The sequence below is a fragment of the Geodermatophilus telluris genome, assembly GCF_900102745.1.
Lineage (GTDB): Bacteria > Actinomycetota > Actinomycetes > Mycobacteriales > Geodermatophilaceae > Geodermatophilus > Geodermatophilus telluris.
Window position 1 is genome coordinate 975,274 of the sequence record NZ_FMZF01000002.1, and the last position, 15,286, is coordinate 990,559.

Annotated in this window: 14 protein-coding genes; 9 read left to right on the top strand and 5 right to left on the bottom strand. The window is 74.8% G+C overall.

The features are described from left to right. The first annotated feature begins 14 nt into the window (after nt 1-14). Nucleotides 15-1,634, top strand: a complete 1,620-nt coding sequence (locus BLQ97_RS10015) for an ABC-F family ATP-binding cassette domain-containing protein (RefSeq protein ID WP_091365591.1) — start codon at nt 15-17, stop codon at nt 1,632-1,634. A gap of 7 nt (nt 1,635-1,641) precedes the next feature. Here BLQ97_RS10015 and BLQ97_RS10020 read toward each other — a convergent pair whose 3' ends face one another. Next, on the bottom strand, nt 1,642-2,598 hold the full coding sequence (locus BLQ97_RS10020) for a DUF808 domain-containing protein (protein WP_091365593.1): 957 nt from the start codon (nt 2,596-2,598) through the stop codon (nt 1,642-1,644). Nucleotides 2,599-2,737: 139 nt separating this feature from the next. Here BLQ97_RS10020 and BLQ97_RS10025 point away from each other — a divergent pair, with 139 nt between their 5' ends. After that, on the top strand, nt 2,738-3,133 hold the full coding sequence (locus tag BLQ97_RS10025) for a hypothetical protein (RefSeq protein ID WP_091365595.1): 396 nt from the start codon (nt 2,738-2,740) through the stop codon (nt 3,131-3,133). Nucleotides 3,134-3,273: 140 nt separating this feature from the next. Here the strand turns inward: BLQ97_RS10025 and BLQ97_RS10030 are convergent, their stop codons facing one another. From BLQ97_RS10030 to BLQ97_RS10040, 3 genes are all read right to left on the bottom strand, one after another. Continuing rightward, nucleotides 3,274-4,167 (bottom strand): aldo/keto reductase family oxidoreductase, encoded by an 894-nt coding sequence (locus BLQ97_RS10030; RefSeq protein ID WP_091365597.1) that lies wholly within the window; start codon nt 4,165-4,167, stop codon nt 3,274-3,276. A gap of 37 nt (nt 4,168-4,204) precedes the next feature. Continuing rightward, nucleotides 4,205-5,419 (bottom strand): MFS transporter, encoded by a 1,215-nt coding sequence (locus BLQ97_RS10035; protein WP_091365598.1) that lies wholly within the window; start codon nt 5,417-5,419, stop codon nt 4,205-4,207. Nucleotides 5,420-5,585: 166 nt separating this feature from the next. Beyond that, a complete protein-coding gene (locus tag BLQ97_RS10040; RefSeq protein WP_091365600.1) occupies nt 5,586-6,764 on the bottom strand; it encodes an alcohol dehydrogenase catalytic domain-containing protein in 1,179 nt (392 codons plus the stop codon). A gap of 460 nt (nt 6,765-7,224) precedes the next feature. On the opposite strand from BLQ97_RS10040, the gene BLQ97_RS10045 reads away from it, so the two are divergent. The 6 genes from BLQ97_RS10045 to BLQ97_RS10070 all read left to right on the top strand — a co-directional run bounded on the left by BLQ97_RS10045 (nt 7,225) and on the right by BLQ97_RS10070 (nt 12,902). Further along, a complete protein-coding gene (locus BLQ97_RS10045; protein WP_245692028.1) occupies nt 7,225-8,241 on the top strand; it encodes a M23 family metallopeptidase in 1,017 nt (338 codons plus the stop codon). Nucleotides 8,242-8,339: 98 nt separating this feature from the next. After that, a complete protein-coding gene (locus tag BLQ97_RS10050; RefSeq protein WP_091365602.1) occupies nt 8,340-9,251 on the top strand; it encodes a cation diffusion facilitator family transporter in 912 nt (303 codons plus the stop codon). A gap of 58 nt (nt 9,252-9,309) precedes the next feature. Next, nucleotides 9,310-10,278 carry a cytochrome c oxidase assembly protein gene (locus tag BLQ97_RS10055; RefSeq protein ID WP_245692029.1) on the top strand — a complete coding sequence of 323 codons (969 nt, stop codon included), beginning with the start codon at nt 9,310-9,312 and terminating at the stop codon, nt 10,276-10,278. Between the two features lie 45 nt (nt 10,279-10,323). After that, nucleotides 10,324-10,827, top strand: a complete 504-nt coding sequence (locus BLQ97_RS10060) for a metallophosphoesterase family protein (RefSeq protein ID WP_217637123.1) — start codon at nt 10,324-10,326, stop codon at nt 10,825-10,827. A gap of 228 nt (nt 10,828-11,055) precedes the next feature. After that, complete coding sequence (locus tag BLQ97_RS10065) at nt 11,056-12,051, top strand: MFS transporter (protein WP_091365604.1); 996 nt, start codon at nt 11,056-11,058, stop codon at nt 12,049-12,051. After that, nucleotides 12,048-12,902: a putative RNA methyltransferase gene (locus BLQ97_RS10070; RefSeq protein ID WP_091365606.1), complete on the top strand. Its 855-nt coding sequence runs from the start codon at nt 12,048-12,050 to the stop codon at nt 12,900-12,902. Before BLQ97_RS10065 ends, BLQ97_RS10070 begins: the two co-directional genes overlap by 4 nt. Before the next feature lie 96 nt (nt 12,903-12,998). On the opposite strand, the gene BLQ97_RS10075 is transcribed toward BLQ97_RS10070, so the two are convergent. Then, nucleotides 12,999-13,286 carry a GlsB/YeaQ/YmgE family stress response membrane protein gene (locus BLQ97_RS10075; RefSeq protein WP_139173558.1) on the bottom strand — a complete coding sequence of 96 codons (288 nt, stop codon included), beginning with the start codon at nt 13,284-13,286 and terminating at the stop codon, nt 12,999-13,001. Nucleotides 13,287-13,498: 212 nt separating this feature from the next. On the opposite strand from BLQ97_RS10075, the gene ctaD reads away from it, so the two are divergent. Further along, nucleotides 13,499-15,256 carry an aa3-type cytochrome oxidase subunit I gene (gene ctaD / locus BLQ97_RS10080; RefSeq protein ID WP_091365607.1) on the top strand — a complete coding sequence of 586 codons (1,758 nt, stop codon included), beginning with the start codon at nt 13,499-13,501 and terminating at the stop codon, nt 15,254-15,256. The last annotated feature ends 30 nt before the right edge of the window (nt 15,257-15,286 follow it).

Sequence of the window (15,286 nt, forward strand, 5' to 3'; positions counted from 1 at the left end):
CGGACGATGACCGGGTGGGTTTCGTCGACGTGAGCGGGGTCCGGCACACGCTGCCGGACGGGCGGGTGCTGCTGGACGACGTGTCGTTCCGCGTCGGCGAGGGTGCCCGCGCGGCGCTGGTCGGCGGGAACGGCGCGGGCAAGACGACGCTGCTGCGGATCGTCGCCGGCGACCTCGCCCCCGAGGCGGGGACCGTCTCGCGCAGCGGCGGCCTCGGCGTGATGCGGCAGTTCATCGGCTCGGTGCGCGACGACACGACCGTGCAGCGCTTCCTCGTCGACCTGGCCGGCCCGGCGGTCCGCGCTGCCTGGGACGCCGTCGAGGCCGCCGAGCTCACGCTCATGGAGACCGACGACGAGCCCGCGCAGCTCGCCTACGCCGCCGCCCTCGCGCAGTGGGGCGACGTCGGCGGCTACGACGCCGAGGTCACCTGGGACACCGTGACCGTCGCCGCGCTGGGCGTGCCCCACGACCGGTGCAAGTACCGGGAGCTGTCGACGCTGTCGGGCGGGGAGCAGAAGCGGCTGGCGCTCGAGGCGCTGCTGCGCGGGCCGGAGCAGGTGCTGCTGCTCGACGAGCCGGACAACTACCTCGACGTGCCGGGCAAGCGCTGGCTGGAGGAGCGGCTGCGCGAGACCCGCAAGACGGTGCTGTTCGTCAGCCACGACCGGGAGCTGCTCTCCCGGGTGGCCGACCGGGTGGTCACCGTCGAGGGCGGGACGGCGTGGGTGCACGGCGGCGGGTTCGCCGGCTACCCGGAGGCCCGCACCGCGCGGCACGAGCGGATGGCCGAGCTGCGGCGCCGCTGGGACGAGGAGCACCAGCGGCTGGTCGACCTGGTGCGCACGCTGCAGCAGCAGGCGGCGAACTCCCCGGACATGGCCAGCCGCTACCGCGCGACGCAGACGCGGCTGGCGAGGTTCGAGGCCGAGGGGCCGCCGCCGGAGCGGCCGCCGCAGCAGGAGGTCACCATGCGGCTGCGCGGCGGGCGCACCGGCGTGCGGGCGGTGGTCGCCGAGCAGCTGGAGCTGAGCGGGCTGATGCGGCCGTTCGACCTGGAGGTCTGGTACGGCGACCGGGTCGGCGTCCTGGGCGCCAACGGCGCCGGAAAGTCCCACTTCCTGCGGCTGCTGGCCGGCCAGGACGTCGCGCACACCGGCTCCTGGCGGCTGGGCGCGCGCGTCGTCCCCGGGTTCTTCGCCCAGACCCACGCCCACCCGGAGTGGCTCGACCGCACGCCGGTGGACCTCCTCTGGCACGGCGAGCCGGGCCGGCCGGGCGTCGACCGCGGCCGGGCCATGGCGGTGCTGCGCCGCTACGGCCTCACGAACGTCGCCGACCAGCCCTTCCGCACGCTCTCCGGCGGCCAGCAGGCGCGGCTGCAGGTGGTGATGCTGGAGCTCTCCGGCGCGACGCTGCTGCTGCTCGACGAGCCGACCGACAACCTCGACGTGCTCTCCGCCGAGGCGCTGGAGGAGGCGCTGGCCGCCTTCGACGGCACGGTGCTCGCGGTGACCCACGACCGCTGGTTCGCCCGCTCCTTCGACCGGTTCCTGGTCTTCGGCGGCGACGGCCGGGTGTACGAGTCGGCCGAGCCGGTCTTCGACGAGGACCGGGTCGCCCGCGCCCGGTGAGTGCCGGTCAGTGCGCCGCGGTCGACTCCGCGCCGGAGCCCTTGCGCCGGTGCAGCGTGAGGCTGACGACCAGCACGACCAGGGCGCCGACGACGAGGCCCACCAGCGCGCTGGCCAGCGTGTCGACCACCCACGCGAGGACGCCGCCGAGGGCTCCCGTGGCCTCGTGCACGGCCTCCTCCACGTGGTGCAGGGCGCCGTAGAGGGCGTGGAAGCCGAGCTCGTCGGTGCCCACGAGCAGGATGTGCCCGCCGACCCACAGCATCGCGGCGGTGCCGACCACGGTGAGCGCGGTGAGCAGCCGGGGCATGCCCTTGACCAGGCCGCGGCCGAACCCGGCGACGCCCTTCCTCGACGACCGGGACAGCTTCAGCCCGGCGTCGTCCATCTTCACGATCAGCCCGACGACGCCGTACACGAGGACGGTGATCAGCACGCCGACGATCGCCAGGATCGCCGCCCGCGCCCAGAAGCCCTCGCTGGCCACCTCGTTGAGCGAGATCACCATGATCTCCGCCGACAGGATGAAGTCGGTGCGCACGGCGCCGGTGACGATCGTCTTCTCGTCGGGCACCGCCTCCTCCGGAGAGGCGTGCTCGTCGTGGCCGCCCCGGAGCCGGTGCCACACCTTCTCCGCGCCCTCGTAGCAGAGGTAGGCGCCCCCGACCATGAGGATCGGGGTGAGCAGCCAGGGCAGGAACTCGCTGAGCAGCAGGATCGCCGGGAGGATGATCAGCAGCTTGTTGCGCAGCGACCCGAGGGCGATCTTCCGGATGATCGGGATCTCGCGGTCGGCGGACAGGCCGCGGACGTACTGCGGGGTGACCGCGGTGTCGTCGACGACGACGCCGGCGGCCTTGACGCTGGCGCGGCCGGCGGCGGCCCCGACGTCGTCGATGGAGGCAGCGGCGGCGCGGGCGAGCAGCGCCACGTCGTCGAAGAGGGCCACGAGTCCACCGGCCACGGGAGGGTCCTTCCGCTCGGGCAGCACGGCGTGCTGCGCACCGTCATGGTGGTGCGTGGGGGCGGTGCCCCGTGCAGGCGGGCGTCACACGTCCGTCAGGACGCCTTGACTGTCAGGGTGTCCTGACGGACGCTGGGTCGTGGACGTCGACGACCTGGAACGCGCGCACACCCTGGGCAGCGCGGTGCTCCGGTACGAGGAGCTGCGCACCCGGGAGTCCCTGACCGACCCCGACGACCCGGCCGGGCCCCGGCCGCTGTCGCGCGAGGAGTCCCTCGAGCTGCTGGCGCTCGGCGAGGTGATCGCGCGGCGCGCCACCCAGGGGCGTCAGCTCACCGTCCGCACGGCGCGGACCACCGGCGCCTCCTGGGCGCAGATCGGCCGGGCGCTCGGTGCCACCCGCCAGTCGGCGTGGGAGGCGCACCGCCGGTGGATCGACGCCCAGGTCGCCCAGCGCGGCACCGGCGGTGCCCTCGGTTTCGACGACGACGAGGCCGCCGAGGCCCGCGCCCTGCTGGCGAACGACGCAGATTGAAGGACCCTCCGCGCTGCCCCTGAGATGGTCCCCGTGCAGGGGCCCGCCGCGAGCGGTCACCGGCGTCCCTGCAGGGTCCCGCCGCGAGCGTGCGAGCGGTCGGGGGCAGGGAGGTCCTTCCAGGGGGCACGGGGGTCCTTCTAGAGGTCGACGTCGGGCTCGCCGGTGCCACCGATGCGGTCGAGCTCGGCCATCTCCGCCGGGCCGAGCACCCGCGCGGCCGCCTGCAGGTTCTCCTCGAGGTGGGCCACCGACGACGTCCCGGGGATGAGCAGCAGGTTCGGCGAGCGGGCCAGCAGCCAGGCCAGCGCCACCTGCATCGGCGTGGTCTCCAGCCGCCTGGCCACGGTCTCCAGCGCCGCCGACTGCAGCGGGGTGAACCCGCCGAGCGGGAAGAACGGCACGTAGGGGATGCCCTCGCGGGCCAGCGCGTCGACCATCGGGTCGTCGTCGCGGTGCACGAGGTTGTAGTGGTTCTGCACGCACACCACCGGGGCGATGGCGCGGGCCTCGGCGAACTGCTGCGCCGTCACGTTGGAGACGCCGAGGTGGCGGACGAGTCCCTGCTGCTGCAGCTCGGCCAGGGCGCCGAACGGCTCGGCGAGCGAGCGCTCCACCGGCGCGTCGAAGCCGGGCATCCGCAGGTTCACCACGTCGAGGACGTCGACGCCGAGGTTGTCGAGGTTGTCCTGCACGGCGGAGCGCAGCTCGTCGGGGGAGAGGGCCTCGGGCCACTCGCCCTCCGGCGTCCGCCGGGCACCCACCTTGGTCACGATGGTGAGGTGCTCCGGGTAGGGGTGCAGCGCCTCGCGGATGACCTGGTTGGTCACGTGCGGGCCGTAGTAGTCGCTGGTGTCGACGTGGTCCACGCCGAGCTCGACGGCCCGGCGCAGCACCGCGACGGCGGCCTCGCGGTCGGCCGGCGGCCCCATGATGTGCGGCCCGGACAGCCGCATGGCCCCGTAGCCGATGCGGTGGACGGTGCGGTCCCCGAGCGGGAACCGGCCGGACCGTTCCGCGGTCGTCGTCGTCATGCCCGGCTCCTACCCGCGCTCGCGGTCCTACGCGCACTCACGCGGCGCGGCCCAGCGGCTCGCCGACGGTCTCCTCCCACTGCCGGACGTCGGCGGCGACCCGCGCGGTCTCCCGGCGGTCGGCGCGACGGGCCACGACGGCCAGGCCGCTGCCGGCCAGGGCCAGCGCGGCACCCACCCACATCGGCGCGGTGTAGCCCAGGCCTGCGGAGATCACCGCCGCGCCGAGCGCGGCGCCCACCGCGTTGGCCACGTTGAACGCTGCCTGGTTGGCCGCCGACACCAGGCTGCCGCCGGGCACCCGGGCGGCCTCGATGACGCCGTTCTGCACGACCGGGCCCATCGCGAAGGCCACCGTGCCGAACAGCACCAGCAGGACCACCGCCGCCACGGGGGTGCGGGCGAGGAACGCGAAGGCCGCCAGCAGCGCGGCGGTGCCCAGCAGGCCGACCGCCACGAAGCTGAAGCCGTACCGGTCGCCGAGGCGCCCGCCGGCCAGCGTGCCCACGGTCGTCCCGACGCCGAAGAGGGCCAGCACCGGGGTCACCCAGCCCTCGGGGATCCCGCCCAGCTCGGTGAGGATCGGGCTGACGTAGCTGTAGACGGCGAACAGCGCGGCGAACCCGACCATCGTCAGGCCGAGCACCAGCCACACCTGGCCGCGCCGGAAGGCGGCGACCTCCGAGCGCAGGTCGCTGCGCTCGCCCGCGCCGGCCGGCAGCCAGGCCAGCAGGCCGGCGATGGTGGCCAGCCCGATGACGGCGATGCCGCCGAGCACCAGCCGCCAGCTGGTCTGCTGCGCGACGAAGGTGCCCAGCGGGACGCCGACGACGTTGGCCAGCGTCAGGCCGACCATCATCAGCGAGATCGCCCGGGTGGCCCGCTCGGGGGCGACCAGCCGGCGGGCGGCGACCGCGCCGACGCCGAAGAAGGAGCCGTGCGCCAGCGCGGTGAGCACCCGGGCGGCGGCGAGGGTCTCGTAGGTGGGCGCCAGCGCCGACAGCGCGTTGCCGACGGTGAACACCACCATGAGCGCGACCAGCGTCTGCCGGGGTGAGAACCGGACGCCGAGCGCGGTGAGCGTGGGCGCGCCGGCCACGACGCCGACCGCGTAGGCGGAGATGAGCAGGCCGACGGCGGACACCGAGACGCCGAGGCCGTCGGCGATCTCGGGCAGCATGCCCATCACGACGAACTCGGTGGTGCCGATGCCGAAGGCGCCGATGGCGAGGGCGAGCAGGGCGCGAGGCACGGGGGAGCACTCCAGGGACGACGGCGGGACGGGCGTGCGGACGTCGTCGTCCGGGGGTCCTCGGTGTGCATCGCCCGCCGCGGGGGTGTCCATGCCCCGAGTGCGGGGTGGGTCTGCTCACAGCCGGCCCCGGCGTCCGCGCGGGACACCGGGGCCGGCGGGGGAGTCAGGGCTGCAGCAGCACCTTGACCGCGCCGTCCTTCTTCTCGCGGAAGTCGGCGTAGGCCTGCGGCGCCTGCTCGAGGGGCACCCGGTGGGTGGCGAAGTCGTCCACGCCGAGCGGGTCGCCGTCGACGAGCAGCGGCAGGATGTCGGGCACCCACCGCCAGACGTTGGCCTGGCCCATGCGCAGCTGGATCTGCTTGTCGAACATGCGCATGAGCGGCACGGGGTCGGTGGCGCCGCCGTAGACGCCCGAGAGGGACACCGTGCCGCCGCGCCGGACGGCCTCGATGGCGGTGTTGAACGCGGCGAGGCGGTCGATGCCGGCGACCTTCATCACCTGGGCCATGAGCGCGTCGGGGAGGATCGCCGTCGCCTTCTGGGCGAGCTGGGCGCCGGGGGAGCCGTGCGCCTCCATGCCGACCGCGTCGATCACCGCGTCGGCACCCCGGCCGTCGGTCTTCTCTCGGATCTCGCCGACCACGTCGTCCTGGTCGGTGGAGGCGATGACCTCGGTGCCGCGGGCGGTGGCCCGGGCGAGCCGCTCGGGGACGACGTCGGAGGCGACCACGCGCAGGCCCAGGTGCGCGGCGATGCGGGTGCACATGTCACCGATCGGGCCCAGGCCGAGCACCAGCAGTGTGCCGCCGGGCGGCGTCGCCGCGTACTGCACCGCCTGCCAGGAGGTGGGCAGCACGTCGGAGAGGTATACGAACCGGTCGTCGGACGGGCCGTCGGGGACCTTGATCGGCAGCGTGTTGCCGAAGGGCACCCGCAGGTACTCGGCCTGGCCGCCGGGCACCTGCCCGTAGAGCTTGGTGTAGCCGAACAGCGAGGCGCCGAAGCCCTGCTCGCGGTTCTGCGTGGTCTCGCACTGCGACTGCAGGCCCTGCGAGCACATCCAGCACGTGCCGCAGGAGATGTTGAACGGGACGACGACCCGGTCGCCGGGCTTGACGGCGGTCACCGCGGAGCCCACCTCGCGCACGACCCCCATCGGCTCGTGGCCCATGACGTCGCCCTTGGTCATGAACGGTGCCATGACCTCGATCAGGTGCAGGTCCGATCCGCAGATCCCGCTCGAGGTGATCTCGACGACGACGTCGGTGTCCTCCTGCAGCGTCGGGTCGGGGACGGTGTCGACCTGTACGTCGGCACGTCCGTGCCAGGTGACTGCGCGCATGAGTCTGCTCCTCAGCTCCTCGTCAAGGGGGTCCTCTCCTGGCTCCTGCCCCGCGTGAGCCTCGTCGCGCCTGGTTCCCGGGCGTCACGGCGTGCCCGTCACTCTGAGTGAGGGGCGTTCGACGACCCGTCGAACGACATCCGTGCAGGTCAGTGGCGCACGCCACACGAGCGATCCCGCTTACCCCCCTGCTCAGATCACGAAACCATCACGCCGTGTTTACATGGGCCCCGCCCGCTCCCCCGGGCGCCGCACGACGTCCCTGTCCCCGACGGAAGTCAGGTGCATGTCCGAGATCGACCCCGACCGCCTCCACGACGGAGAGGACACCCGCGCTCCCGCGGGCCGGCCCTCCGGACGGGCCTCGGTCCCCTCGCCCTCCCGGCGACGGACCACGGCCGGGACGGCGGCCCAGCGGAAGGCCCCGGAGCGGCGTCAGGGGGAGACGTCGCCGTCCGGGGTGACCACCGCTGCACGTCCCGCCCGCCGTCCGCGACCGACGCCGCACCCGCGCCCGGCCCCGGCGCTGGAGCTGCACGCCGTCGTCGACGCGGGCACCGCCCGCCCCGCGGACACCGCCGAGGAGGTCCGCGCGGTCGTGCCGGTCGCCGACCCCACCGAGCTCGTCCAGGCCGCGGACGCCCAGGCGCTGGCCGCCGTCACCGCCACGGCGACCGAGCTGCCCGCCGCACACGACGCGCCCGCGGCGGACGACCGGCAGCGCCCGGGCACCCGTGTGCGGCTGCCCCGCCGGCGTGCCGTCTGCTACCTCCTCGCGGCCCTCGTCGGTGCCATGGGCCTGGGCACCTCGACCGCCGGGAACGGCGTCGCGCAGGCCGACGGCCCCGTGCCGGTCAGCCACTCGGTGAGCGTGGCCGAGGAGCTCGGCATCGCCGGCGACGCGACCTCGACCGACCTGCGGGCCGCGACGATCCGGTCCGACGCCGCGCTGCTGCTCGGCGAGGTCACCGCCAGCCGCACCGCCCGCGAGGCGGAGGAGGCCGCCGCCGTGCAGGCGCAGGCCGAGGCCGACCGGGTGGCCGCGGAGGCCGCTGCCGCCGCCGCGGCCGAGGCGGCGCGGCCGAGGACGGTGCTGCCGGTGAACGGTGCCCGGCTCACCAGCGGCTTCGGCGCGCGGTGGGGCAGCGTGCACGCCGGCATCGACCTGGCCGCGCCCATCGGCACCCCCGAGTACGCCGCCGCCGACGGCGTCGTCCTGGAGGCCGGCCCGGCCAGCGGCTACGGCAACGTCGTCTACATCCAGCACGAGAACGGCGACGTCACCGTCTACGGGCACATGGAGGAGATCCTCGTGCAGCCCGGGCAGGTCGTCCGCGCCGGCGACACCATCGCGCTGCTGGGCAACCGCGGCCAGTCCACCGGCCCGCACCTGCACTTCGAGGTGCACGTCGGCGGCATCGGCGGGGAGAAGATCGACCCCCTCCCGTGGCTGCGCGACCGCGGCGTCGCCATCTAGAAGGACCTCCTCGCCCCTGCGCGCGACGCGCCCCCTGCCGGCCGGTCCGGGCAGGGGGCGCCGCGCGTCGGGGACACTGCGGGGGAGGAGGTGGGCCCATGGGCGCAGGTCACGACCACGGCACCGCGGCGAACGCCAGCCGCGGCCGGCTGGCCGTCGTCCTCGGGCTGACCCTCGCCGTCCTGGTGGCCGAGCTCGTCGGGTCGCTGGTGTCGGGGTCGCTGGCGCTGCTGGCCGATGCCGGTCACATGGCCACCGACGCGCTCGGCGTCGGCCTGGCCCTCGGCGCGGTCACCCTCGCCCAGCGCCCGGCCCGCGGCCGGCGGACCTTCGGCTGGCAGCGGGTGGAGATCCTCGCCGCGGTCGCCAACGGGCTGCTGCTGGCCGGGGTGGCGGTGGTCGTGGTGGTGGAGGCGGTCCGCCGGGTCGGCGACCCGCCCGAGATCGACGCCGGGGTGGTGCTCCTCGTCGCCGCGGCGGGGCTGGCCGCCAACCTGGCGGGGCTGGCGCTGCTGCACCGCGGCCGCCGTGACTCGCTCGCCGTCCGCGGTGCGCACCTCGAGCTCCTCGGTGACGCGCTCGGCTCGGTCGCGGTCCTCGTCGCCGGCGGCGTCGTCGCCGTGACCGGGTGGACGCCGGCGGACACGATCGGCGCGCTGCTGGTCGGCTGCCTGGTGCTGCCGCGCGCCTGGTCGCTGCTGCGCGAGTCGCTCGACGTCCTGCTCGAGGCCGCGCCCCGCGACGTCGACCTCGACGAGGTGCGCGCGCACGTGCTCGGCGTCGAGGGGGTGGTCGGCGTGCACGACCTGCACGCCTGGACGATCACCTCCGGGCTGCCGGTGCTCTCCGCGCACGTCGTCGTCACCGACGAGGCGCTGGCCGCCGGGCACGGCGGCCGGGTGCTCGACGCCCTCGGCACCTGCCTGGGCGCCCACTTCGACGTCGCCCACTGCACCTTCCAGATCGAGGCCGGGGCGCACGCCGGCCACGAGGCCCCCGTCCACGACTAGCGGACCCCCACCGGGTCCCGTGGTGGGACAGTGGGGGCGGACGCGGAGGAGACCGGAGGTGGCGGTGGAACACGGGCACCACTCGGGCATGTGGGTGCCCGACGAGCCGCCCACGTGGGGACGGCTGCTCCTGCCCCACCTGGACGCCTGGTCGGTGCTGCCGGTGCTCGCCCTCGTCGGCCTGCTGGCCTACGTGGTGGGTGTGGTGCGGCTGCGCCGCTCCGGCGTGGCCTGGCCCTGGTGGCGGACGGCGTCGTTCGTGGCGGGCTGCCTGTCGCTGGTCGCCGTCACCGGCACCTGGCTGGGCGGCTACAGCATGGTGCTGTTCAGCGTGCACATGGCCCAGCACATGGTGCTGTCGATGGTCACGCCGCTGCTGGTCCTGCTCGGCCGGCCGGTGACCGTGGCGCTGCGTGCACTGCCGCGGGGCAGGGGAGTGGCCGGCGTCCCCCGGGCGCTGCTGCTCGACGCGCTGCACAGCCGGGTGGCGCGGTTCGTCTCGCACCCGCTGTTCACCGTGCCGCTGTTCCTGGTCAGCCTCTACGGCGTCTACTTCACGCCCGTCTTCGACGCCCTCATGGGCGACCCCGTCGGGCACCAGTTCATGCTCGCCCACTTCACCGTGACGGGGCTGCTGTTCTTCGGGCCGATCCTCGCCCAGGACCCGTGGCCGCGGCAGGCCGGCCACGGCGCCCGGATGGTCGAGCTGCTCGTCCCGATGCCGTTCCACGCCTTCTTCGGCGTGGCGATCATGATGTCGTCGTCGCTGGTGGTGCGGACCTTCGCCGACCCGCCGGCCGGCTGGGGCGTCGACCCGCTCGCCGACCAGAGCACCGCCGGCGGGATCGCCTGGTCCTTCGGCGAGCTGCCCACGGTGCTGGTCCTCGCCGTGGTGCTGTTCTCCTGGATGGGGTCGGAGGAGCGCCGCGGCCGCCAGCAGGCGCGGGTCGCCGAGCGCACCGACGACGCCGAGCTCGAGGCGTACAACGCCCGGCTGCGCGCGATGGCCGCCCGCTCCGGCTCCTGACCCGCCGGGCGCCTCCACGCGCGGGTGCCCTGCGACCATGACCCGGTGTCCGTGTCGCTGGTGGTGATGGCTGACACGCACCTGCCGCGACGGGCGCGGGACCTCCCGCCCGCGCTGTGGGCGGCGGTCGACGCCGCCGACCTCGTGGTGCACGCCGGTGACTGGGTCGACGTCGCGCTGCTCGACGCCCTGGAGCAGCGCTCGCGCCGGCTGCTCGCCGTCCACGGCAACAACGACCACGGCCCGCTGCGCGAGCGGCTGCCGGAGGTCGCGCGCGCCGAGGTCGAGGGGCTGCGGGTGGCCGTCGTCCACGAGACCGGCGACGCGAAGGGGCGCGAGCGGCGGTGCGCCGCCCGCTTCCCCGACACCGACGTCCTCTTCTTCGGCCACAGCCACATCCCGTGGGACACCACGACCGCGACCGGCCTGCGGCTGCTCAACCCCGGCTCGCCCACCGACCGCCGTCGCCAGCCGCACGGCACCTTCGTGACCGCGGTCGCCGCCGACGGTGTCCTGTCCGGGGTGACCTTCCACCCGGTCGCCCGGTGACCCGCCCGGCGGCACCCCCGCGCGCCCGGTGGCGCCACCTCGGCGTCGGTCTCGTCGGGCTGGTCGCCGCCTGCGCCGCGCAGAACGGGCTGCCCTTCCTCACCGTCGCCCTGCGCGCCGAGGGGCTCACGCTGCCGCAGGTCGGCCTGCTGGTCAGCGCGCCGACGGCCGGCCTGGTGCTCACTCTCCTGGCCTGGGGCGCTCGCCGACCGGTACGGCGAGCGGCTCGTGCTCTCCTGCGGCCTGGCCGTGGCCGCCGGGGCGCTGGCCGGTGCCGCGCTCGCCGACGCCCCGCTGACCACCGGTCTGTGGCTGCTGCTCGCCGGTGCCGGCAGCGCCTCGGTGCACGCGGCCAGCGGCCGGCTGGTGCTGGGCTGGTTCCCGCCCGCGCAGCGGGGGCTGGCCATGGGCATCCGGCAGGCCGGCCAGCCGATCGGCGTGGGCCTGGCCGCGCTGCTCCTCCCGCGGCTGGCCGGCGGCGGCCCGGGCGGCGCCTTCGCGCTGCTGGCGGCCGGCTGCGCGGTCGCGGCCGCCCTGGTGGCGGTGCTCGTCCGCGACCCGCCCCGGCCGCCGCGGGCCCAGGGGGCACCCCGGCCGGCCTCGCCCTACCGCAGCCCGGTGCTGTGGCGGGTGCACGCGGCCAGCACGCTGCTGGTGGTGCCGCAGTTCGCCGTCGCCGGGCTGGCGTTCGACTGGCTGGTGCACGACGCCGGGTGGGCCGCCGCGGCCGCCGGCACGCTGCTCGCCGTCACCCAGGTCGGCGGGGTGGCCGCGCGGCTGGGGGCGGGCGTGTGGTCCGACCGGGTGGGCAGCCGGCTGGGGCCGCTGCGCCGGGTGGCGGGCGCGGTGGGTGTCGTCGTCGGGCTGCTGGCGCTCGTCGCCCTCCTGACGCCGGACGTGCTCGGCCCCGCCGCCGCGGCCGCCGCCGTGGCGCTGGCGTCGGTGGCCACGGTCAGCCCGAACGGCGTGGCGTTCACCTCGGTGGCCGAGCAGGCGGGCAGCGCCTGGGCCGGCCGGGCGCTGGGCGCGCACAACACGGTGCAGAACCTGGCCGCCGCGCTGACCGTGCCGCTGGCCGCGCTCCTGGCCGACGGCGGGCCCGGCTACCCCGCGGCCTTCGCCCTCGGCGCGGTCGCGGCGCTGCTGGCCGTCGGCGTGGTGCCCGGCCGGGCGGCCGAGGCCCCACCGCCGCCCGCGCAGCCGGTGGGCGCGGCAGCCCCGTGAGCCGGCGACCCTGGCCGCGCCGGGCGGTGGCGCTGCTGGCGTGCCCGGTCTGCGGGCAGCAGCTGTCCGCGCTGCCGGGCGACACCGGCCTGCGCTGCCCGGCGGGGCACGCCTTCGACCGCGCCCGCCAGGGGCACGTGACGCTGCTGCCGCCGGGGCACACGCCGCCGTCGGGCGACACCGCCGCGATGGTGGCCGACCGGGCCGAGGTGCTCGCGGCGGGCACCTTCGCCGGGCTGACCCGCGTGCTGGCCGACGCCGTCGCCGAAGGGGACGGTCCCGTCGACGGCGTCCTCGACCTCGGCGGGGGCACCGGACACCACCTCGCCGGGGTCCTCGACCGGCTGCCGTCGGCCGTCGGCGTCGTGCTCGACTCCTCGCGATACGCGGCCCGCCGGGCGGCCGGCGCCTCGCCGCGCGCGCTGGCCGTCGTGGCCGACACCTGGGCACGGCTGCCGGTGCGCGACGCCGCCGTAGACCGGGTCACGGTGGTCTTCGCCCCCCGCAACGGCCCGGAGACCGCCCGGGTGCTGCGTCCCGGGGGCCGGCTGGTGGTGGCCACGCCCGCGCCCGACCACCTCGCCGAGCTCGTCGGCCCGCTGGGGCTGCTGCGGGTCGACCCGGACAAGGCGGCCCGGCTCTCGGCGACGCTGGAGCCGCACCTGGCCCCGGCCGGGGGAGCGGCGCACCGGGAGGTGCTCGAGCTCGACCACCGGACCGTGACGACCGTCGTCGGCATGGGGCCGCACGCCCGGCACCTGTCGCGCGAGCGGCTGGCCGCGGCCGTGGCCGGGCTGCCCGAGCGGGTGCCCGTCACGCTCGCCGTCGACGTCACCACCTGGACGGCCTGACCCCGCACGTGCAGGAGGGGCCCGGCCTGGTGGCCGGGCCCCTCCTGGGACCGCTGCTGGGCTCCCCACCGTCCCCCGAGGCGGTGGTGGAGCGGGTCACACGCGGGTGTGGCCGCGCCCCCTGTTCCGCGTCGCCGAGACGTAGACCAGCAGCACGACGATGGCCCCGATGATGGAGCCGATGATGCCGGAGGTGCCGATCTCGAAGCGGTGCGGCTCGAAGATGAGGCTGCCGAGCAGGTTCCCGACGAAGGAGCCGATGATGCCGAGCACGATGGTCATGCCGACGCTCATGGACTGCTTGCCGGGCACGACGGCGCGTGCGATGAAGCCGGCGATCGCGCCGACGACGATCAGCACGATGATGTTCCAGAGAAGCTCCACGGTGGACCTCCCGATGGGGCGGCCGAGTGGCCGGGGTGCTGGGACCTCCAGCGCCGGACGATGTGGTTCCCCCTCTGAGCAGGGCGGAAACCCGAGATGATCTCCGCCGTGCACCTTCACCCGACCGTGCTACCCCACGGCCACGGCCGGTGACCGGCGCGCCCGGTCGTGCGGCCCGGACGGCCGTCCCCGGCACGGTCTAAGCTGCGGGCGTGACGATCGCGCCTGCACCGATCGTGAGCCGGCCGAGCCCGGCTCGCGAGGTCCAGCGGGGTGCGCGGCTCTCGAACCTGCTGCGCACCACGGACCACAAGACCATCGGCCTGATGTACACGGCCACCTCGTTCCTGTGGTTCATCGTGGCCGGTTTCATGGCCATGCTGATCCGCGGCGAGCTGGGCCAGCCGGGCCTGCAGTTCCTGTCGCCCGAGCAGTACAACCAGCTCGTCACCATGCACGGCACGGTCATGCTGCTGATGTTCGCGACGCCGCTGTTCTTCGCGTTCTCGAACCTCATCATGCCGCTGCAGATCGGTGCGCCCGACGTCGCGTTCCCGCGGCTGAACGCCTTCTCGTACTGGCTGTTCCTCTTCGGCAGCCTGCTGCTCATCGGCGGCTTCTTCACGCCGGGCGGCGCGGCCGACTTCGGCTGGTACGCCTACGCCCCGCTCTCCGACGCGGTGCACAGCCCCGGCGCGGGCGCGAACCTGTGGTTCGCCGGGCTGGCCGTCAGCGGTCTGGGCACCATCCTCGGCGCGGTCAACTTCATCACAACGATCGCCTGCCTCCGGGCGCCGGGCATGACGATGTTCCGGATGCCGATCTTCACCTGGAACACGCTGGTCACCAGCCTGCTGGTGCTCTTCGCGTTCCCGATCCTCACCGCGGCGCTGCTCGCGATGCTGGCCGACCGCAACCTCGGCGCCCTCGTCTTCTCCGACGAGAACGGCGGCTCGATGCTGTGGCAGCACCTGTTCTGGTTCTTCGGCCACCCCGAGGTCTACATCATCGCGCTGCCGTTCTTCGGCATCATCACCGAGGTCATCCCGGTGTTCTCGCGCAAGCCGCTGTTCGGCTACAAGGGCATGGTCGCCGCCACGCTGCTCATCGCGGGCCTCTCGCTGGCGGTGTGGGCGCACCACATGTTCGCGACCGGCGCGATCCTGCTGCCGTTCTTCTCCTTCATGACCTACCTGATCGCCGTGCCGACCGGCATCAAGTTCTTCAACTGGATCGGCACCATGTGGCGCGGCCAGCTCACCTTCGAGACGCCGATGCTGTTCTCGATCGGCTTCCTGGTGACCTTCCTCCTGGGCGGTCTGACCGGCGTCCTGCTCGGCAGCCCCCCGCTGGACTGGCACGTCAACGACAGCTACTTCGTCGTCGCCCACTTCCACTACGTCGTCTTCGGCACCGTCGTGTTCGCCGCCTACGCCGGCATCTACTTCTGGTTCCCGAAGATGGCCGGCCGGATGATGGACGAGCGGCTGGGCAAGCTGCACTTCTGGCTGACCTTCCTCGGCTTCCACGCGACGTTCCTCGTGCAGCACTGGCTGGGCACGCAGGGCATGCCGCGCCGGTACGTGGACTACCTGCCCAGCGACGGGTTCACCACGCTGCACGTGATCTCCACCATCGGGTCGTTCGTCCTCGGCGCCTCGACCATCCCGTTCCTGTACAACGTGGCCAAGTCGTGGAAGTACGGCCGGCTCGCCCTGCGCGACGACCCGTGGGGCCACGGCAACTCGCTGGAGTGGGCGACGTCGTCCCCGCCGCCGCGGCACAACTTCACCGAGATCCCCCGGATCCGGTCGGAGCGCCCCGCGTTCGAGGCGCACTACCCGCACCTCATCGAGCGGCTGCACCGCGAGGCGCACGTCGGCAAGCGGCACGAGCCCTACGCCGGGGCCAGCGAGCTGGTCGAGGGCACCGGTCCCCGGCAGGGCCCGAACGACCCCGACCCCTTCTAGGAGGACTCCCTGCCCCCCACCGCTCGTTCC